The sequence below is a fragment of the Saccharopolyspora montiporae genome (genome assembly GCF_015209505.1).
GTDB classification, from domain to species: Bacteria; Actinomycetota; Actinomycetes; order Mycobacteriales; family Pseudonocardiaceae; genus Saccharopolyspora; species Saccharopolyspora montiporae.
On sequence record NZ_JADEYC010000042.1, the window covers coordinates 16,164 to 32,894 of the forward strand.

Here is a 16,731-nt window from a genome sequence, read left to right on the forward strand (position 1 = left end):
ACGACACGACCTGAACACTGTTCACCTGAACACCGTTCAGGCTAGACTGGGCGCATCGACCGGTCAACCGGAGGGAATCGGGTGCGCTACCACCGCAGCGACATCGTCGACCGCGCCATCGGGGTGCTCGACGAGTACGGGCTGGAATCGCTGACCATGCGGCGACTGGCCGCCGAGCTCGACGTGCAGCCCAGCGCGCTCTACCACCACGTACCGAACAAGCAGACGCTGCTGGCCGCCGTCGCCGACGAGATCGTGCGCCGCGGCAGGCGCCCGCGCCGCGCCGAGACCTGGGACGGGCGCGTGGTCGAGCTGTGCGGCGAACTCCGCGACGCGATGCTGGCCTACCGGGACGGCGCCGAAGTCGTCGTCACCGCGCACACCTTCGGCCTCGGCGCCCGCGAACCCGTGGCCGAGCTGCGGCGCTGCCTGCGGGATGCGGGCCTGACCGAGGAGGTGGGCGACGTCGCCGCGCGCACGCTGCTGCACCTCGTGTTCGGCCACACCGTCGAGGAGCAGACCGCGCTGCAGGCCACCAGCGCCGGCGCCATCGACCGGTCTCCCTGGGGCCCGACCGATTTCGAGCGCGGGCTCGACCTGGTGCTCGACGGGCTGCGCTGCCGAGTGCGCGACTAGCGCGACGCCGCGGGAGGACTTGCCGCGCGGCGTCGGTGGTTCCGCCACCGGGCCGCCCGGCGAGCACCGTTCCCCAGGTCAGTCCGGGGCGCTCGCGTCCACCGCGGTCCAGAACCGGGCGCGCAGTTCGTAGCGCACGGCATCGCTGAGGTCGTAGATGCCCAGCACGTCGGACAGGTCCAGCAGCAGCGCCTTGTCCACGTCGCGCGGGATCGACGGCCTGCTGGCCGCGAGCTCGGCGCGGCGATCGGCGGTGCTGCCGGACAGCCAGGTGTCCAGCACCCGGCGCACGACCCGGTCGATGCTCGCGTCGTGCTCCGGATCGATGCCGGGATCGGAGCCGAGCGTGGTGCCCGACCCGCTGCTGCTGGAGCACACCAGCGCCGTCCTGTCGACCGGCTGATCATCGGCGTTCGGCAGAACGTGCGTCCGCTCCGCCGTTTTCGCCGCGGCCGAGCGGGCGAACAGGGCCGGGGACGGGACCGGCGGGCGAGGTGCCGACGTGGTGGGCTCGGGGCTGGGCACGGCCGCCGAACGCACCGCCACCGCGTCGTCCAGCGCGTCCGCCGACAGCAGTTCCAACCCGTCGGCCGCGGCCTGCAAGTGCCTGCTGATGCCGTGCGGACGTCCGTCCCGGTTCGGCACCGCCAGCACCGTGACCTGCACGCCGTGCGCCTGCGCCTCCTCGACCGCCTCGGTCAGGTCGTCATCGCCGGACACCAGGAACATCGCATCCACGGCCGCGGCCCGGGCGTGCGCGACCAGATCCAGGCCGAGCCGCAGGTCCACGCCCTTCTGCTCCCCGTCGTGCCCGGTGCGCCCCAACCTGACCTTCACCCGGGGCAGCAGCCCGATCGTCTCCTGCGCCTGATCGGGGATGCCGTGGCGCGCGGCGTCGTACCAGTGCACCCGCAGCAGCGGCAGACCGCTGGTGCTCGTGGCCTGCTCCTCCAGCGTGTCGATCACCCGCCGGTGATCCACCTCGATCGCACTGCGCAACGACGTGCCCGCTCTCCGCGTCGCGGCAGCCGCCAACAGGTACCCCGCATCGGTGTACACCGCACAACGCGCTCTCAACACGAGCTCTACCCCCGGTTCACTGGGTCGACGTACCCACCCTAACGCTCAGCGATGCACTTCCGACTCCGCTGCCCGGGCCCGACCTGGCCGATCACGAATCCAGCGCCCGCGCACCCGATCATCCGGAAAGGCGCGCGCACGGGCGGTCGGGAACGGCCCATCCGTCCGTCCCGATCGGTGAGAACCGCCCCGGACCGAGACCCGGACCGTCGTCGATCGGTCCGCTGTGGACGGCCCTGGCCTCGCCGCCGCGGTGGATGCTCAGTCGAGGCAGAACTCGTTGCCCTCGACGTCCTGCATCACGATGCACGATTCTTCCTGGCCGTCGGCGGGGAGCAAGCGCACGCGGACCGCGCCGAGCGGCACCAGCCGGGCGCATTCGGCTTCGAGCGCGGCCAGGCGCTCGTCGCCCACCAGCCCGGTGCCGACCCGCACGTCGAGGTGCAGCCGGTTCTTGACGACCTTGTCCTCGGGGACGCGTTGGAAGAACAGCCGCGGGCCCGCACCCGAGGGGTCGACGCAGGCGAAGGCCGAACCCCGCTGCTCGGGCGGCAGCGAGCGATCGAACTCGTCCCACGTGCCGAACCCCTCCGGCGGCGGCGGTGGGACGTATCCGAGCACGTCGCACCAAAACCGGCCGACACGCACGGGTTCTGCGCAGTCGAAGGTGACCTGGAACTGCTTGATCGAGGACATCGACGCACGGTAGCAGGGTGTGCGCACATCCGGGCCTGGTTCGCACATCGGTGCCGTCGGTACGGCACGAGCCGAGCGAACCGAGGGCGGTTCCGGGATTCTGAGCTACCACCCGAAGTCGGGCACCCGCGCCCGCGAGAGGAGCCGCACCGCGGTCCTCGGCGGGTCCCGGTGGTGTTCAGCGCCGGTGGACGGCCCGTTCGACGGCGGCGACGTACGCGCCGAACGCATCGGTGGGGACGCCGCCGCGGGTGAAGGCCTCGCGCTGGGCGGAGGTGATTTCGAGTTGGACGCCTTCCCCGCGGGCGTTGCGGTTGGTGATGTTGGCGGGGCTTTCCCCTTCGAGACCGTCCGGAACGGTGTCCGGCGCGTGGAAACCTCCCGCGCGGAGCTCCTCGCGGACGGCGTCGCGCAGGTCGGCATCCCGCCCGCCGACGTAGGTGGCCGGGCGGTCACCAGCGGCTCCGTGCCAGGACACGGTGCGGGTGGAGCCTCCGACGACATCGAGGGTCCGCGGCTCGTCGAAGCGGGTGGAGGTGATGTGCAGGACGCTGTTCCCGGACGGTTTGATCCCCTCGAACGCGGCGAACGCGTGGCCACCGGAACGCGCCGCGCGCTCGGCGAGTTCGCTGGTGGGGGGCTCGATACCGCCACCGTGCACGGCGATGTGCGCGACGTCGGTGGCACCGGCCCGCGCACTGCGCCGGAAGTCGACGCCCTCCGTCTCGTTGGCGGCGAGCTCGGCGAAATCGGCGTAGGTGTCCCCCGCCGCAGGGGCGACCGGGATGGCGAGTAACGCCGCGACGGCCGCGGTCGCCGTCCGAACGATCATCGGGCTTCCTCCGTGCAGGGTGCGTGAACCGGACACATGCTAAGGCTTCTGCACCGCGCCGCGTTCGACCTCCGCGGATTCGGTGCCGGATGCAGGAACGTTGTCCGCAGGAGGAGGAGAAGGACCGATGGCCACGTTCGTCCTGATCCCCGGTGCCGGCGGTGCCGGGACGGTGTATTGGCGCGAGGTCGCGGCCGACCTCGAATCCCGTGGGCACACCGCGGTCCCGGTGGAGATCGACGGCAGCGATCCGGCGCTGGGCCTGCCCGAATACGCGGCCATCACCGACGCGGCGATCGGCGACCACCGCGATGTCGTGCTCGTCGCGCAGTCGATGGGCGCCTTCACCGCGCCGATGATCGGCAAGCGGGATGCGCTCGATCGCCTCGTCCTGCTCAACGCGATGATCCCGCTGCCCGGCGAATCGCCCGGGGAGTGGTTCGAGGCCACCGGCTCCGGCGAAGCCCGCCGAGCTGCCAACGCAGCGGCCGGGCGGTCGAACGAGTTCGACCTCGACGAGGTCTTCCTGCACGATCTGCCCGCCGACCGCAAGGCCGACATGTCCGAAGGCGACCGCGATCCCGCCGAGACGCCGTTCGGGCAGCGTTGCGCGTTCCGGGCGTGGCCGGACGTCCCGATCCACGTCCTGGTCGGCGCGGACGATCGCCTGTTCCCGGCCGAGTTCCAACTAGCGGTCGCGCGCGACCGGCTCGGCATCGCGGGCGAGGTGCTGCCCGGCGGGCACCTGGTGGCCAAGAGCCGCCCGGCCGAGCTCGCCGCTCGACTGGTCGGTTACCTCGACGCGCGTTGAGGGGCACGTGCACCCCGGTCTCGACAGCACGTCAGCCCACCTGCGCGGCCGCGAACAGCAGGGCCGCGCAGGGGGGCTCACCCGACCAGCCCCAGAACCGCGCGGACGATGCTGTCGCCGTCGCCGAACTCGTGTCGCGCCTCGCGACCACATCGACCAGCTCCACCCCCAACCGGCCTGACACCCGCCGCCCGCCTCAGCGCGAGAGCTGCCCGACGATGCGCTCAGGGCAGCGCGATGGGGAAGGTCCGCGCGGGTTCCTCCAACAGCCCGAGCAGCGCGGGCAGCGCCTCGGCATCGCCCTCGACCGTCAGCTCGCCGGCGGCGACCGCATCGGAGGAGGTCGTCCGGCCGGACATGATCCGGTCGAACACCGCACGGTCCAGCCGCAGCACCGCATCCGCCTGCTGGTCACCGGGGACTTCGCCGTGCACGGGCGTGAGCACGCCGTTGTTCAGCCGCAACGTCCACACGTCCGCCGGCGCGGAGAACTCCCAGCGCAACTGCAGCTGGTACCCGGCAGCGGCCGGCCCGTCCAGGCGCACCGCCCAGGTTTGGAACAGCTGCCCGATCGACAACGCCGGAACCATCGCCTGGTTCCAGCCGCCCGTGGTGATGCGCCGCTCCGCTGGCGGCTGACGCAGTTCCCGCGCCCCGGAGAGGTAGAAGTTGCGCCACGTCCCGTTCTCCGCCCCGTAGCCGAGCTGCTCGAACGTCGCGGCCTGCAGTTCCCGGGCCGCGGAGTGGTCGGGTTCGGCGAACAGCACGTGGTTGACGACCTCGGCCACCCACCTGAGCTCACCGGCCTCGAAGGACGCGCGGGCCTTGTCCACGACGCGGTCCGCCCCGCCCATGAAGTCCACGTACCGCTGCGCGGACTCGACCGGCGGCAACTGCCAGAGGTGGGCGGGATTGCCGTCGAACCACCCCATGTAGCGCTGGTAGACGGCCTTGATGTTGTGGCTCAGCGAACCGTAATACCCGCGCACGTGCCAGGAATCCGCCAGCGGCGCAGGGAATTCCTGCAGTTCCTCGGCGATTTCGGTACCGGTCAGACCGCGGTTCATCAACCGCACCGTCTGGTCGTGCAGGTAGGCGTAGGCATCGCGTTGCTCGGCGAGGAAGCTGGTCAGCTCCGCACGACCCCAGGTCGGCCAGTGGTGCGACCCCACCAGGACCTCCGCCCGATCGGCGAAGAGCTGGATGGTCTCGGTCAAGTAGGCCGCCCACGCTTGCGCGTCCCGCACCTGCGCGCCGCGCAGCGTCAGGACGTTGTGGAAGGTGTGGCTGGCGTTCTCGGCCACCAGCAGCACCCGCTGGTCCGGCAGCAGGAAGTTCATCTCGCTCGGCGCCTCGGTTCCCGGGGTGAGCTGGAAGACCATCCGCACCCCGTCGACGACGAGCTCCGCCCCGGTCCGCTCGACCACGTCGGTCGGCGCGATCAACCCGGCCCGTCCGGCCGAGGTTCCCTGCCCGAGGCCGACACCGATCGCGCCTTCCGGCCCGGCGGCCAACTGGCTGCCGTACATGTACCGGGCGCGGCCGAGCATCGCGGGCCCGGCCACGACGTTCTCGCTGACCGCGTGTTCCAGGAAGCCCGCGGGGGCGATCACCGGGATCCGGCCCGCGGCGACGTCGGCCTCGTCCACCACTCCCCCGACACCGCCGAAGTGATCGGTGTGGCTGTGCGTGTAGACGACGCCCGCGACGGGTCGCCGACCGCGGTGGCGCCGGTAGAACTCCAGTCCGGCAGCGGCGCATTCCTCGCTGATCAGCGGGTCGATGACCACGACTCCGCGTTCCCCCTCGACCAGGGTCATGTTGGAGATGTCGAACCCGCGGATCTGGAAGACACCCGGCACGACTTCGAACAGCCCGTCCTCGGCGTTGAGCCGGCTCTGCCGCCACAGGCTCGCGTTCGCCGTGTCCGGGCACGGCTGCTCCAGGAACGACCACCGCTCGTTGTCCCACACCACACGACCGGCGGCGTTGCGGACGATCCCGGATTCGGGACGCCCGACCCGCCCTCGAACCGCATCGCGCGCGTCGGTGGAATCGTCCCGGTCCGAATCGAGCTGCGCAGACATGGCTGTCCTCCAGTCGGTGATGTTCGCGCGGTCGGCACCAGGAAACCTCGGCGGCTCGACCGGCGCACGGCGTCGCGTTCCCACATCCGAGCAATGCCCGCGCACCGGGACCGCGATGCGGGCGCGCGTCGTTCAGCCGATGGTCAGCACCGTCCGCAGGGCTGCCTCTGCCGAACGGCCTCGTCGACCTCGGCGGCCGGGGCCCGGTCCATGATCATCTTCTCCAGGTCGATCTCCCCGCCGCGCCAGAGCCCGATGACGGCGGCGCTGGTGACCACGCAGGAACCTGTCCACTCGCGCAACGCGCACCCGGCGCGCCGGTGGGGCCGTCTTCGATCGGACAGCGCTCCACCGATAACAGCTCCACCACGTGCCTCCGCCGTCAGATATCACGATCGTCAACGTGACGGGGTCGTGCCCCCTTCATGCGTGGTTTCCGGACGCTCGTTGTCCAACCGCCGTGCGAGGTGCACCACGTGGTGCGAAGTCGCCAACGCGATCCATTTGGTTGATCTGCCGATGGGCGTGATGGGTGTTGACATGCAGGAGTCGAGGACACGGTCACCCCAGGAGAATTTCGGTCCGGCGAACTCAGATCGCCCGACGAGTTCGTCCGCAACTTCGCGGAAGTAGTGTTCGGACGCCCCACGTGGCGGTGCTCCGTTGACCCGATTCGGGATTCGGCGTGCGATGGACAGAGTTTCGCCTGGCACCGTGTAGTGGATGTAGGGATTCGGGGATCTTGCCGCGCCTTTCGAGAGATGGGGTATGGGGTGTACTACCCCGTAGTCGCCGTAGGCGAGGGCGCGGCGGGAGTATCGCTGGACCGCGTCCCGCAGCAGGACTTCGGGTCGTGGTCTGGTCCGGGTTTCGAAATTCGCGCGTTTCAACGGCGTTGAGCCGGCCAGCACGGTCATCGACGCACAGTTGAGTCCGGACAACCCGTCGATGCGGTGAGCGAGTGCGTCCACGTGGTGCTCGTGCACCGCGGGTGTATATGCCTCGTCGAGGACCACGTGCAGGTCTTCGGGGGCGAGGCGCAGGACGGTAGCGACGTACTCGATCGCGTCGGCGAGGTCCCGGCCTGCTGCGACGTTGCGCGCCCGGATCACCACGGGTCGGTGTTGATGTTCAAGCAACATGCGCGCGGGGTGGAGTTCCTTGAGGTCGGCCTGAGCAGGCACGACCGGGATCAGGCACGGGCCGTCGAACTCGTGCAGGCGTTCGTTGAGGTTGTCTTCGATGTCGTGATCGAGCTGTTCCAGCACTTCGTGAACCGATCCACCGAACGGGGTGTCGGATGTGAGCCACGTCGTGTCGATCCACAGCGGGTTGCCGGACAGTGCCGCCTGCACAGCGGCGTCGACGACTTTCTTGGCGTTACCTCCAGCTGGTGCGAGATTGCCGATGAGTTCGACCATGATGCGCACGTGACCGTTGATCTCACTGGTGTTGGTAAGGGCCTCAAGCTCCCCCTCTTTGCTCTTGACCGCGATCAGAGGAGCGGCTTCAGCCTTCAACATCTGCGGCAACCTCCCGATGCAACCGGGCCGCTGGTTCAGCCTATGACTGTGCGTATCACCCGTCGCCGAAACGTGGAGTCACGTTCATGATCGTGACAGCCGAGTGCGTACGGCCCCAACGGCTGAACGAGTGGCACGAGACGGGACGCCGCGGGATCCAGCGCAGGGAGTGGGGCCACTTGGCCGACGGCTATCGGTGTGATGAGCGGACGGCTAACAGTGTGTCTGGATAGGGAGTCTGACCGTCGTGGCATGGTGATCATCGGTGGATGATCTGTCACGTCGGTGGGTGCCGGATGAGTTGGGGGGTCATCGCGGCACCCCTGCTTCCCGAGCACGAGGTGCGTCACCAGGTGGGAACGCACGGCCAGCAACTTCGCAGGAATGCTGACCCCGGCCGCCGCGATCACCTGCTACAAGAATCTCGCCAAATGAGACGATCTCTTCACGCAGAAAGCTCTGCGGAGGTTCATTGCCATCGATGCCAGCCACTCGCTCGGAGCCTGCTCCACGGCTTTCCACCTCCCACCCGGCCAGAAGCGCGTGTTCAGGCGATGTTCTGCAGTTTCGAGGCATGCCGCCGCGCCACCACGACCATCCTCGTGCCGACAACGACCACGCAGACGGGAACGGCGAGCAATCCGATAACCCCGGGCCAGCTCGACACCCCCGCGACCAATCCGACCAACGCGAGCACACCACCGACCCAGCACAGACGACGACCCCACGTGCTGACCGTCGTCAACTGCTCCGGAGAGGGTTGAGGTGGAGCCGGCTGCTGATCCCGACGACGGTTGACCCAGATGAACCAACCAGCAACCAGCGCGGCATACCCCAGCACGATCGTGAACACCGACCAACCGCGAAACGCCTGATCCGCCGTCGCAAAACCACCCGCGAACACCAGACCCCACCCGATCGGCAACGCCAACGGCTGCCACCACTGCAACCGACGTTCCCGGTCGCGCACGCGCTGGTGCGCAGACCTGCGCGGAACACCCGGCACCCGGAAGCCGGCGAGGGTCGTCCCCAGCAACGGGATGTACAGCGCCCACCCCAGCCCCGCGAGCGGTCGCTGCTTGTCCACGTCGACCATGTCCCCGCGGTTGCGGACCTCCTTCCGCACCACCGGCGCAGGCTCGGTCCGGCTCTGCGGGGTCAGATCCGACGCCTGGAACGACGACCGACCCGTGCTGCCGTCCGCCCACGTGATCTCGGCATCGCAGGACCAGTACCACCCGAGCCCGGACCGACTGATCGGTCCGACCCGGTCGCAATCCACGGCCTGAGCGGTCCCCTGCTGCACGACAACACCATCCGAGGCCAAAGCGCCGGTACCCACGAACACCGTGTAGGTGACCAGGGCCAGCACCACCCGCACCAGAACCTGGGCGGTCAGGTACGTGCGCCGCCGCGCTCCCCCTTCGGCCGGCGGGATCACCTGCTACCCCCGTAGTGGAGAGATTCCGCTGCCCGGAGAACCTTCCACGTGGCGACCGCGTAGGTCGGCTGGCCACGTGAGCGCACCTCGCCCCTCCACAGACTTGGCCGCTTCCCCATGGTTCCCGCAGGTCCTCCCTGAACAGGACCTCACATGATCGCCCCAGCGGCACTTCGTGATCGTCGTGGAACGTAGCACCCCCGGACCGCTCGCCGAGGCCGTTCGTTTCCCAGTTCGCTTCGATCCGGTCCCCGAACTTGCCCCAGAACTCGTCGTCCTCGATGACGATGGGGCTGGGGAACTCGAAATTCCCGCTCAGCAGGTTGATACCGAACTCGGTGCACTCCATGCGCATGCGGGCCGGATCTTGCAGCAACCAACTCATCGGCCCGGACAACCGGTTCGGGTGCATCGGGCCGGCCGCGCGATCGCGCACAGCGCCAGCGGTCCACCCGCGCACAACCGTCCTCCGGACGTCGAGCGCCGAGGCCAAGGTCGGCAGGTACTTGTCGCGCAACGGCATCGCCGCGGGTCGGTCGGCATCGCCCGCGGCGACCGCGTCGACGAGCTCGCCTTCCAGCAGGTCCATCGTGACCGCGTACTCGACGAACCGCGCCTTCCCGAGCTTCCCGCCGATCTTGCCGTCGGAGAAATCTGTTTCGAGCAGGCGTCGGCGTTTACTCTCGTCAATTACTCCACGCATGAAGTAACAACACTGTGGAATCACTTCACGCTACAAGTATTCGGGCTGGACATTTACTACATGCTTGAAGTAACCTAAGTGCATGGAAGAGGCAATGGACACGACCGAGCAACGTTGGCTCGACGCCGATGAGCAGCAGCAGTGGTACGCGTTCGCCTACGTGCTGACCCAGCTGCCCGCCGCCCTGGAGGCGCGGATGCAGCACGACGCGGGAATCGCCCACTTCGAGTACGTCGTGTTGTCCGCGCTGTCGATGGCACCGGAGCGCACGCTGCGGATGAGCGAGCTCGCCCAGTACGCGGGAAGCACGCTCTCACGTCTGTCCAATGTGGTCGTCCGACTGGAGAAGCGCGGCTGGGTTCGGCGACGGCCCGACCCATCCGATGGACGCATCACCCTGGCCGAGCTCACCGACGACGGCATGGCCAAGGTCACCATCACAGCTCCCCTCCACGTCGATGCCGTGCGTCGCATGGTCTTCGACCCACTAACCAAGGCGCAGCAGCGCCAGCTCGGCGCCATATCCCAGCGCATCCTCGGCGCCCTGAACGCGCCGTGCCCCACCACCTGGGCACCACCCGGCGTTACCGAGACATCAAACCGCGACTAATCCAGACAACCCCGCTAGTGATCCTGCCACCCCCCAAGGAGCAACCCTTGCCTACCATCGCCATCGTCGGAGCCGGCCAGGGCCTCGGCCTGTCCATCGCCAAGGTCTTCGGCGGCCGCGGCTTCGACGTCGCCCTGATCTCCCGCACCAAGGACAAGCTCGACACGCTGGTCGCCGAGCTCGGCGAGACCGGCATCACCGCAGAGGGCTTCGCCGCGGATGTCGCAGACCCTTCCCAGCTCACCAACGCGCTGGAGACCGCGATCGCGCGTTTCGGGCGCATCGACGTGCTTGAGTTCTCACCGCACGCGGGCCTGACCATGACCGCACCCAAGGACGTGACACTGAACAACCTGCGCCCGCAGATCGACAGCCTCCTCTACGGTGCCGTCGCCGCCGCACAGGCGGTACTTCCCGGGATGCTCGAAGCCCGTTCCGGCACCCTGCTGTTCACCACCGGCGGCGGCGCCATCAACCCCTACCCAATGCTGGCTGATTCCAACATCGCCCAGGCCGGACAGCGCAACTGGGCCATCAATCTCCACAACACCCTCGCAGATGAGGGGATTTACGTGGCCAACGTGGCCATCAACCTCATGATCGCAAACCAGGCCCCCGAAGACGTCCCCCACCGCGCGCCCGACGAGATCGCCCTCGACTACTGGAACGTCCACACCGAACGCGCGAAGGCTGAACACGTCATCGGCGCCTGAGCACAGGCCCACCACGTGCCGGCCACTGGCCCACACCCGCCAGCAACCAATGGTCCGCTCTGTCCCCGGAGCTGTGCCATGAAGACCATCGTCATCCCCGGAGGCAACAGCGGCATCGGCCGCCAGGGTGCCCAAACCCTCCTCGCCGAGGGCAACCACGTCGTCATAGCGGGTCGCTACCCACAAAAGGCAAGGCCGCACTCGCCTCGTTCGGTACCGCCGCCAACCGCGCGTCTTTCCGCGCAGCAGACCTGTCCACCCACGACGGCGTCCGCGACGCTGCCCGCCGCATCCTCGACGAGCACGAGAGCCTCGATGCCCTCATCCACACCACCGGCGTGCTCACCATGCAGGAGAGCCGCACGGCCGACGGGCTTCACCTGTTCTTCGCGGTCACCTACCTCAGCCGCTACCACCTCACCCAGGTCCTCCTGCCCGCCCTGCGCGCCGCCGAGCGCCCCACTGGCAGACACCGCTCGACTGGGGCAAGCCCGGCCACTTCGATCAGCACACCCCGATCACACTCGATACTGCGGTCACCCAGCGACTGATGGAAACCTCCCGCGTCCTCACCGGGGCTCGACAATGCGTCGATACGGGTTCACGCCTCGGGAATCAGTGCGCCGATGTAGTTCTCGACCAGTGCAGTGAGCTCCTCGACCAGCTCCTCGCGGGAGATGTCCGGGCGGTCGAGGACCCAGCGAACCGCCAGCCCTTCCATGGACACCACGATCACCCATGCCCTTGTCGACGCGTTCCGACCGCTGGACCGCAACAACAGGTTGAGATAGGTCGAGACAAGGTCCTGCACACGCCGGCGCAGGGCCTGGTGGCGGCTTTGCAGGCGCTGTTGCGGGATTGCCTCCACAGCCACGTGAAGCAGTTGCGAATCTTGTTCCAGGGCAAGCAGAAGCGCGTTCACGACGTTGCGGACCATCTGGTCGGGCGAGTCGCTGAGTCGATCAGCCAGGGACGCCTCCACGCGCTGGGCCGCTTCATCCCAGTACTGATCCAAGATCACCGTGAGCAGGTCATCCTTGTCCCGGAAGTACTGGTAGAGCGATCCGGGGCTGGTGCCCGCGGCCTCGGCGACGCGGTTGGTCGAGAAGTTGGCGTAGCCGTCACGCTCGAGGACCAGCCGACCTGCGTCGATCATCCGCCGGACCATCTCCTGCGACCGCTGCTGCCGAGGTGTCTTCCGCACACGCGGATCGTATGCGAACAATTCATCGCATTGGAACCTCCGGAGCACACGTGGCCCGGGATGACCAGCGGGATCACGAGAGCTCCGCCTCGCCAAATGCGAATTGAACGCGAGTAATCGCTCGTGCCAGGCTCATCGCATGATCTCGCAGGACGCACCTGGAACACGGGATTCCTCGCCCTATCCGCGGCGTTTTTGCAGAGCGCCGGAGCGCAACCGTCGAATCGCCCGACCGCTGCGCTTGATCACGCGCGTCAAGCGGCTCGACGAAGACCTCCTCGACCAGATCGGACGCCGCCTGTACGCCCGCGATGAGCCGGGTGCGGATCTCGTTCGCGCCATGCGCGCCGACGCCGGAACCGAACGGGTCACGATGGCGCAGTTCAAGAAGGCTCTCGATGAGGGCATCGACGCCGTTCGCGAAGCACCGCCCGCACTCGTGCGGTTCTTCTCCCTGGTCGACCAGGTCCCGCCATGGGTCGACTTCGCTCTGATCGAGCACGGCGCCCAGCTGCTCCGCCGCACGGGACGTGCGCGGGCCGACGTGCTGCTGCAACTCGCCCTGATCGGCGGCTACCGGTTCGGCGGGCCACCCGAATTGCTGGTCGCCACCGGCGGTCTGTCGGGTTCGGCGACCATGCGACGGCTTGGCGAGACCGAAGCCTGGACATACTCGGTCATGATGCCGGGCGCGATGCGGCGATTCGGCGAAGGATTCAAGAACACGGTGCACGTGCGCGCGATGCACGCACTGATCAACGACCGATTCGAGACCAACGGCCGCTGGGACAGCGAGGAATGGGGGCTGCCGATCAACCAAACCGACCAAGCCGCCACACTCGGGCTGTTCAACAGCACCCTGCTGCTGGGCCTGCGCGCCCTCGGCTGGCAGATGAGCACTGCCGAGTCCCGCGCGGTGATGCACCTGTGGCGATACGTCGGCTGGCTGATGGGCGTCGACGAAGACTGGCTCTTCGACACCGAACGCGAGCAGAACATCTTCAACTACCACGTGCTCATGGCCCAGGACGACCAAACGCCCGCCGGCGCGGAACTGGCCGTGTCGATCCTCGAAGAACACACGAAACCAGACGGAGGCAAGCTGGCCAAGCTCCGCGCCGGCTACGAGTGGGTACGCCTGCTCGGCATGCTGAGATACTTCCTGGGCAAGGAAAGCATGCAAGGTCTACACCTCCCGGTGGTCCTGCCCTGGCTGGTACCACCGATCGTCGTCCGCAACCTCGTCGCGTCACTGCTGGTCGCACGCACAGAACGCGGCCGTCGGCTCCTCGAACGCACGGAGCGGACGCAGAAACGCATGCGCAAGCTGTTCAACGGCCAACGCGAGCAGGTCGCAGCGCTGCCGACCTGAGCGGTCGACCATGGATGGGCTGCCCTTCTCGCACACGAACACCCTTCGCCGGCGCGGATGAAGTGCATGGTGCGGGCGGTGTGGAGAATCCACCTACGAGGCATTCGCCGCCATTTGGGATCTCTTCGCCGAAAGTGACCCCAACTCCGCAATCTCGAAGGCGCCGAATCCGGAGCCGGCCAGGGCTCGATCGAGTCGTCCTCGACATAGGTCTCCCCCAGGGCGTGTGCAATGAACCACCCCGCTCACCGGCGAGACCATCACCCAGCTCGTCGAGCCCCTGGGCGGCATGCTCACCGTCCTGGACTCAGCGGAACCGCAGGACAAACACGACATCTACCGCCAACTCGGCCTCAACCTCACCTACTACCCAGACACAAGAACGGTGCTGGCCGAAGTACGCGCCAGCACCGCCGTGGACCTTTGGTCGTGTCGGAGGACGGAGTTGCGCACTATCCACCCAGCTGCAGCTGGCGTAGTCCGAGCCATGAAGGCCGAGGTCAGGCAGCAGGCGTGGTGTGGTGTTCCAGGCGTTCGGCGAGCCAGACCTTGATCACAGACTGCCGCGTGACGCCCAGTCGCCTGGCTTCGCGGTCCAGGGCAGCGATCATCCACGCGGGGAAATCGACGTTGACCCGTCGTTGTTCCTCACCGGGCCGCTGCGCCTTCGCCAGATCCAGCGCCGAAGTGATGTCCTCACCGCGATCGAACTTCTCGTCGAACTCGTCAGCCTTCATAGATCGCTACCTCCTCGACTCGAGACCGGCGCACCGAGATGATCCGGACGCCGCCCTGGCGCACCGTCACAACAGCTGACCAATGCTTGCCATCGATGAGACCGATGACCAACCACCGGACCTCGTCCACCGTGCGGGCCGGGACCTCAACCCGGAACGGGTCCCGCCAGAGATCTTGGGCGTGGACGAAATCGATGCCGTGCTTGCCGCAGTTGGTTCGACTCTTGTCCGGATCGAACTCGAACTCCATCCACCCTTACCCTTCCAGCCCGCTGCACGGTATAAAAACTATACCACATGCGGCAGGGTGACGCTGTGCATGCCGGGCAGTGGGCCTATCCACTTGTGTTCAGCCTGCGTGGGTGGGGGCCTGCACAGCGTTGATCAGCAGGCTCACGTGATGCCGGCATGCTCGGATCCGACGGAGGGTCGTCCGAGCACGGCGGGAGTATCCCCGGCATCCGGTCCACCATCATCAATCCACGCGAACAACCGAACGTGGTCCGGACAGTGCACGGCAGTTCACGAGGAGTGCGGTGACACAGCCGACCACCCCTAACCTGAACAACGGGACCAACGGCGGCGTGTCATAGCCTCGGCGGTGACCTCGCCAGGAAGGGGCTGCCGTGGTGGATCAGGATTTCGGGACTTTCGCCCATCTCACCTCACCCAACGCAACTCTGTACCGGCGCATCATGGCGACCTTCCTGAACGCCAAGCGCAGGTTCACCGTGCACCTGCGCCCCGAGGACGTTCACGGGGAGCTCGACAACGGTCCCGAAGTGTCCGTGATCGCCGGCGCACTCACCCAGCTCGTGGAGTGGGGCAACCTCCGAGCCGATCCGGACACCAGCCGGGTCACCACAGTTGAGGACTTCCACCGCGCACGGTTCCTGTACCAGCTCACCCGGCACGGCGAGGCCACCGAGTGCTGACGCTCGGCCTGTCCAGCAACGCCACAACAGCAACCGGGCAGGCGGTGACGGCGTTGCGAGCAGCCGGGCAACCAGCCGTGCTGACACTGCGCCAACTGGTCCGCGACACTCCCCCGTGGACGGTGGCGGGACAGCAGATCTCGATCTGCGAGAACCCGGTCGTGGTCTCCGCCGCCGCCGACCGCCTCGGCCCGGCCTCAGCTCCCCTGGTCTGCACCAGCGGGCAACCCGGTGCCGCCGTGATGCACCTGCTGCGTCAGCTCTCCTCCTCGACAGCGCAATTGCGCTACCACGGCGACTTCGACTGGGGTGGCCTGCGCATCGGCAACGTCATGTTCGAGCGACTGCCGGTGACCCCATGGCGTTTCGACACCGCGGCGTACGAGGCGGCCGTGGCCGAACACTCCGCACACGAACTCACCGGCAAGCCCGCGAAGGCCGACTGGGACGACGACCTCGACACCCGGATGCGGCAGGTTGGCCAAGCTGTCGAAGAAGAACACGTCCTCGACGATCTGATCGGCGACCTGTCACTCCCCGCCGACGGACTCTGAGCTTGCGGGCGGGTCTCGCGAGGCACCCGGCGACGGGGCTACAGCCGTAGGCGCGGTCGTTTTCGCCTCGCTGGAAAGGGAGCTGCTCGATCGCAGCACGCTCGCTCCCCGCATGCAGGCCCAGCAGGCCGTTTTCGCTCATGTCAAGGGCTTTCGCAACATTCTGCGACGTCATTCGACCAACGGCCAGCTCACACCGCACTGCAGCCGACCCTCCTGTTCGTGCTGTTCACCGGTATCGGCCGGGAAGCCCTGCCGCACGAGCTCGGGTTCGGCTCCGGGATGACCTGCTGCTGGCGACGGCTGCGGGACCGGCAGGTAGCCGGGGCCTTCGATCAGCTGCACCAGGTGTTGCCGGCCGAGCTCAACGCGGCCGGACAGATCGACTGGCCACGCGCGTGGCGCGCGGGACAACGTTCGTCCCCACGCCGTCGGGATCGGAATGCGTGTCATCCATGTCCCCGGTTCTTCAAGAGCCCTCGTGTCGCGGCCGCGAACTCCTCAGGCATCTCAGTGAACCCGAGGTGATGACCGGGAACTTCCACCATCTTGCAGGCAACCTCTTTCGCGACGATGGCAGCCGCGCGGGCGGCGGGACCGTCGCCGGTACCGACGCCGGAGGCCGTGACCATGCTGACCTGGTTGTCGCGGATCCGCGCGAGATCCGGCACATGCAGGGTGAACGGCATGTACTCCTGTTCGAAGAAGAACTTCCAGTTCGCTTCGGCGCGTTCCGCGTACTCGAATGCGACCAGCGTAGCGGCCTCCTGGCTCGCGTTGTTCAGTTCGGTGAACAC

At 67.7% G+C, this 16,731-nt stretch carries 20 protein-coding genes; 8 read left to right on the forward strand and 12 right to left on the reverse strand.

The genetic code is table 11. The annotated features are described in order from the left end of the window. The first annotated feature begins 81 nt into the window (after window positions 1-81). Window positions 82-636, forward strand: coding sequence for a TetR/AcrR family transcriptional regulator C-terminal domain-containing protein (locus tag IQ251_RS18360; protein ID WP_193930069.1), 555 nt, complete (start codon window positions 82-84; stop codon window positions 634-636). 78 nt (window positions 637-714) lie between these two features. Here the strand turns inward: IQ251_RS18360 and IQ251_RS18365 are convergent, their stop codons facing one another. From IQ251_RS18365 to IQ251_RS18375, 3 genes are all read right to left on the reverse strand, one after another. Further along, window positions 715-1,716 (reverse strand): NYN domain-containing protein, encoded by a 1,002-nt coding sequence (locus IQ251_RS18365; protein WP_370591493.1) that lies wholly within the window; start codon window positions 1,714-1,716, stop codon window positions 715-717. Window positions 1,717-1,977: 261 nt separating this feature from the next. Then, a complete protein-coding gene (locus tag IQ251_RS18370; protein WP_193930070.1) occupies window positions 1,978-2,412 on the reverse strand; it encodes a VOC family protein in 435 nt (144 codons plus the stop codon). Between the two features lie 178 nt (window positions 2,413-2,590). Continuing rightward, a complete protein-coding gene (locus IQ251_RS18375; protein WP_193930072.1) occupies window positions 2,591-3,244 on the reverse strand; it encodes a poly-gamma-glutamate hydrolase family protein in 654 nt (217 codons plus the stop codon). A gap of 127 nt (window positions 3,245-3,371) precedes the next feature. Between IQ251_RS18375 and IQ251_RS18380 the strand changes: the two genes are divergently transcribed. Next, the gene (locus IQ251_RS18380; protein WP_193930074.1) at window positions 3,372-4,055 is read left to right on the forward strand and encodes an alpha/beta fold hydrolase; all 684 of its coding nucleotides are present in this window, start codon (window positions 3,372-3,374) and stop codon (window positions 4,053-4,055) included. 224 nt (window positions 4,056-4,279) lie between these two features. Here IQ251_RS18380 and IQ251_RS18385 read toward each other — a convergent pair whose 3' ends face one another. The 4 genes from IQ251_RS18385 to IQ251_RS20420 form a co-directional block, all read right to left on the reverse strand. Next, window positions 4,280-6,142 (reverse strand): alkyl/aryl-sulfatase, encoded by a 1,863-nt coding sequence (locus tag IQ251_RS18385; protein WP_193930076.1) that lies wholly within the window; start codon window positions 6,140-6,142, stop codon window positions 4,280-4,282. A gap of 143 nt (window positions 6,143-6,285) precedes the next feature. Then, window positions 6,286-6,420, reverse strand: a complete 135-nt coding sequence (locus tag IQ251_RS20055) for a hypothetical protein (protein WP_255526624.1) — start codon at window positions 6,418-6,420, stop codon at window positions 6,286-6,288. Window positions 6,421-6,540: 120 nt separating this feature from the next. Beyond that, window positions 6,541-7,665, reverse strand: a complete 1,125-nt coding sequence (locus IQ251_RS18390) for a beta family protein (RefSeq protein WP_193930078.1) — start codon at window positions 7,663-7,665, stop codon at window positions 6,541-6,543. 547 nt (window positions 7,666-8,212) lie between these two features. Continuing rightward, on the reverse strand, window positions 8,213-9,106 hold the full coding sequence (locus tag IQ251_RS20420) for a DUF6346 domain-containing protein (protein WP_502362408.1): 894 nt from the start codon (window positions 9,104-9,106) through the stop codon (window positions 8,213-8,215). Window positions 9,107-9,281: 175 nt separating this feature from the next. Here IQ251_RS20420 and IQ251_RS20330 point away from each other — a divergent pair, with 175 nt between their 5' ends. The 3 genes from IQ251_RS20330 to IQ251_RS18410 are packed head-to-tail and all read left to right on the forward strand — an operon-like array spanning window position 9,282 to window position 11,132. After that, on the forward strand, window positions 9,282-9,887 hold the full coding sequence (locus IQ251_RS20330; protein WP_193930084.1) for a hypothetical protein: 606 nt from the start codon (window positions 9,282-9,284) through the stop codon (window positions 9,885-9,887). A gap of 4 nt (window positions 9,888-9,891) precedes the next feature. After that, a complete protein-coding gene (locus IQ251_RS18405; RefSeq protein WP_228047550.1) occupies window positions 9,892-10,419 on the forward strand; it encodes a MarR family winged helix-turn-helix transcriptional regulator in 528 nt (175 codons plus the stop codon). Window positions 10,420-10,466: 47 nt separating this feature from the next. Next, window positions 10,467-11,132 (forward strand): SDR family NAD(P)-dependent oxidoreductase, encoded by a 666-nt coding sequence (locus IQ251_RS18410; RefSeq protein ID WP_193930094.1) that lies wholly within the window; start codon window positions 10,467-10,469, stop codon window positions 11,130-11,132. A gap of 601 nt (window positions 11,133-11,733) precedes the next feature. On the opposite strand, the gene IQ251_RS18420 is transcribed toward IQ251_RS18410, so the two are convergent. Then, window positions 11,734-12,288: a TetR/AcrR family transcriptional regulator gene (locus tag IQ251_RS18420; protein WP_228047552.1), complete on the reverse strand. Its 555-nt coding sequence runs from the start codon at window positions 12,286-12,288 to the stop codon at window positions 11,734-11,736. Window positions 12,289-12,475: 187 nt separating this feature from the next. Here IQ251_RS18420 and IQ251_RS18425 point away from each other — a divergent pair, with 187 nt between their 5' ends. Continuing rightward, the gene (locus IQ251_RS18425; RefSeq protein WP_193930096.1) at window positions 12,476-13,708 is read left to right on the forward strand and encodes an oxygenase MpaB family protein; all 1,233 of its coding nucleotides are present in this window, start codon (window positions 12,476-12,478) and stop codon (window positions 13,706-13,708) included. A gap of 500 nt (window positions 13,709-14,208) precedes the next feature. Here the strand turns inward: IQ251_RS18425 and brnA are convergent, their stop codons facing one another. Beyond that, the gene (gene brnA, locus IQ251_RS18430; RefSeq protein WP_193930098.1) at window positions 14,209-14,445 is read right to left on the reverse strand and encodes a type II toxin-antitoxin system BrnA family antitoxin; all 237 of its coding nucleotides are present in this window, start codon (window positions 14,443-14,445) and stop codon (window positions 14,209-14,211) included. Beyond that, window positions 14,435-14,695 (reverse strand): BrnT family toxin, encoded by a 261-nt coding sequence (locus tag IQ251_RS18435; RefSeq protein WP_193930099.1) that lies wholly within the window; start codon window positions 14,693-14,695, stop codon window positions 14,435-14,437. The genes brnA and IQ251_RS18435 overlap by 11 nt, the downstream gene beginning before the upstream one ends. Window positions 14,696-15,140: 445 nt before the next feature. Between IQ251_RS18435 and IQ251_RS18440 the strand changes: the two genes are divergently transcribed. Next, the gene (locus tag IQ251_RS18440) at window positions 15,141-15,380 is read left to right on the forward strand and encodes a DUF2397 family protein (RefSeq protein WP_193930101.1); all 240 of its coding nucleotides are present in this window, start codon (window positions 15,141-15,143) and stop codon (window positions 15,378-15,380) included. Then, window positions 15,374-15,934, forward strand: a complete 561-nt coding sequence (locus IQ251_RS18445) for a TIGR02679 family protein (RefSeq protein ID WP_193930103.1) — start codon at window positions 15,374-15,376, stop codon at window positions 15,932-15,934. Before IQ251_RS18440 ends, IQ251_RS18445 begins: the two co-directional genes overlap by 7 nt. 171 nt (window positions 15,935-16,105) lie before the next feature. On the opposite strand, the gene IQ251_RS20335 is transcribed toward IQ251_RS18445, so the two are convergent. Together IQ251_RS20335 and IQ251_RS18455 are read right to left on the reverse strand one after the other, a co-directional pair. Further along, complete coding sequence (locus tag IQ251_RS20335) at window positions 16,106-16,387, reverse strand: hypothetical protein (RefSeq protein ID WP_193930105.1); 282 nt, start codon at window positions 16,385-16,387, stop codon at window positions 16,106-16,108. Further along, the gene (locus tag IQ251_RS18455; protein ID WP_193930107.1) at window positions 16,384-16,731 is read right to left on the reverse strand and encodes a hypothetical protein; all 348 of its coding nucleotides are present in this window, start codon (window positions 16,729-16,731) and stop codon (window positions 16,384-16,386) included. Before IQ251_RS18455 ends, IQ251_RS20335 begins: the two co-directional genes overlap by 4 nt.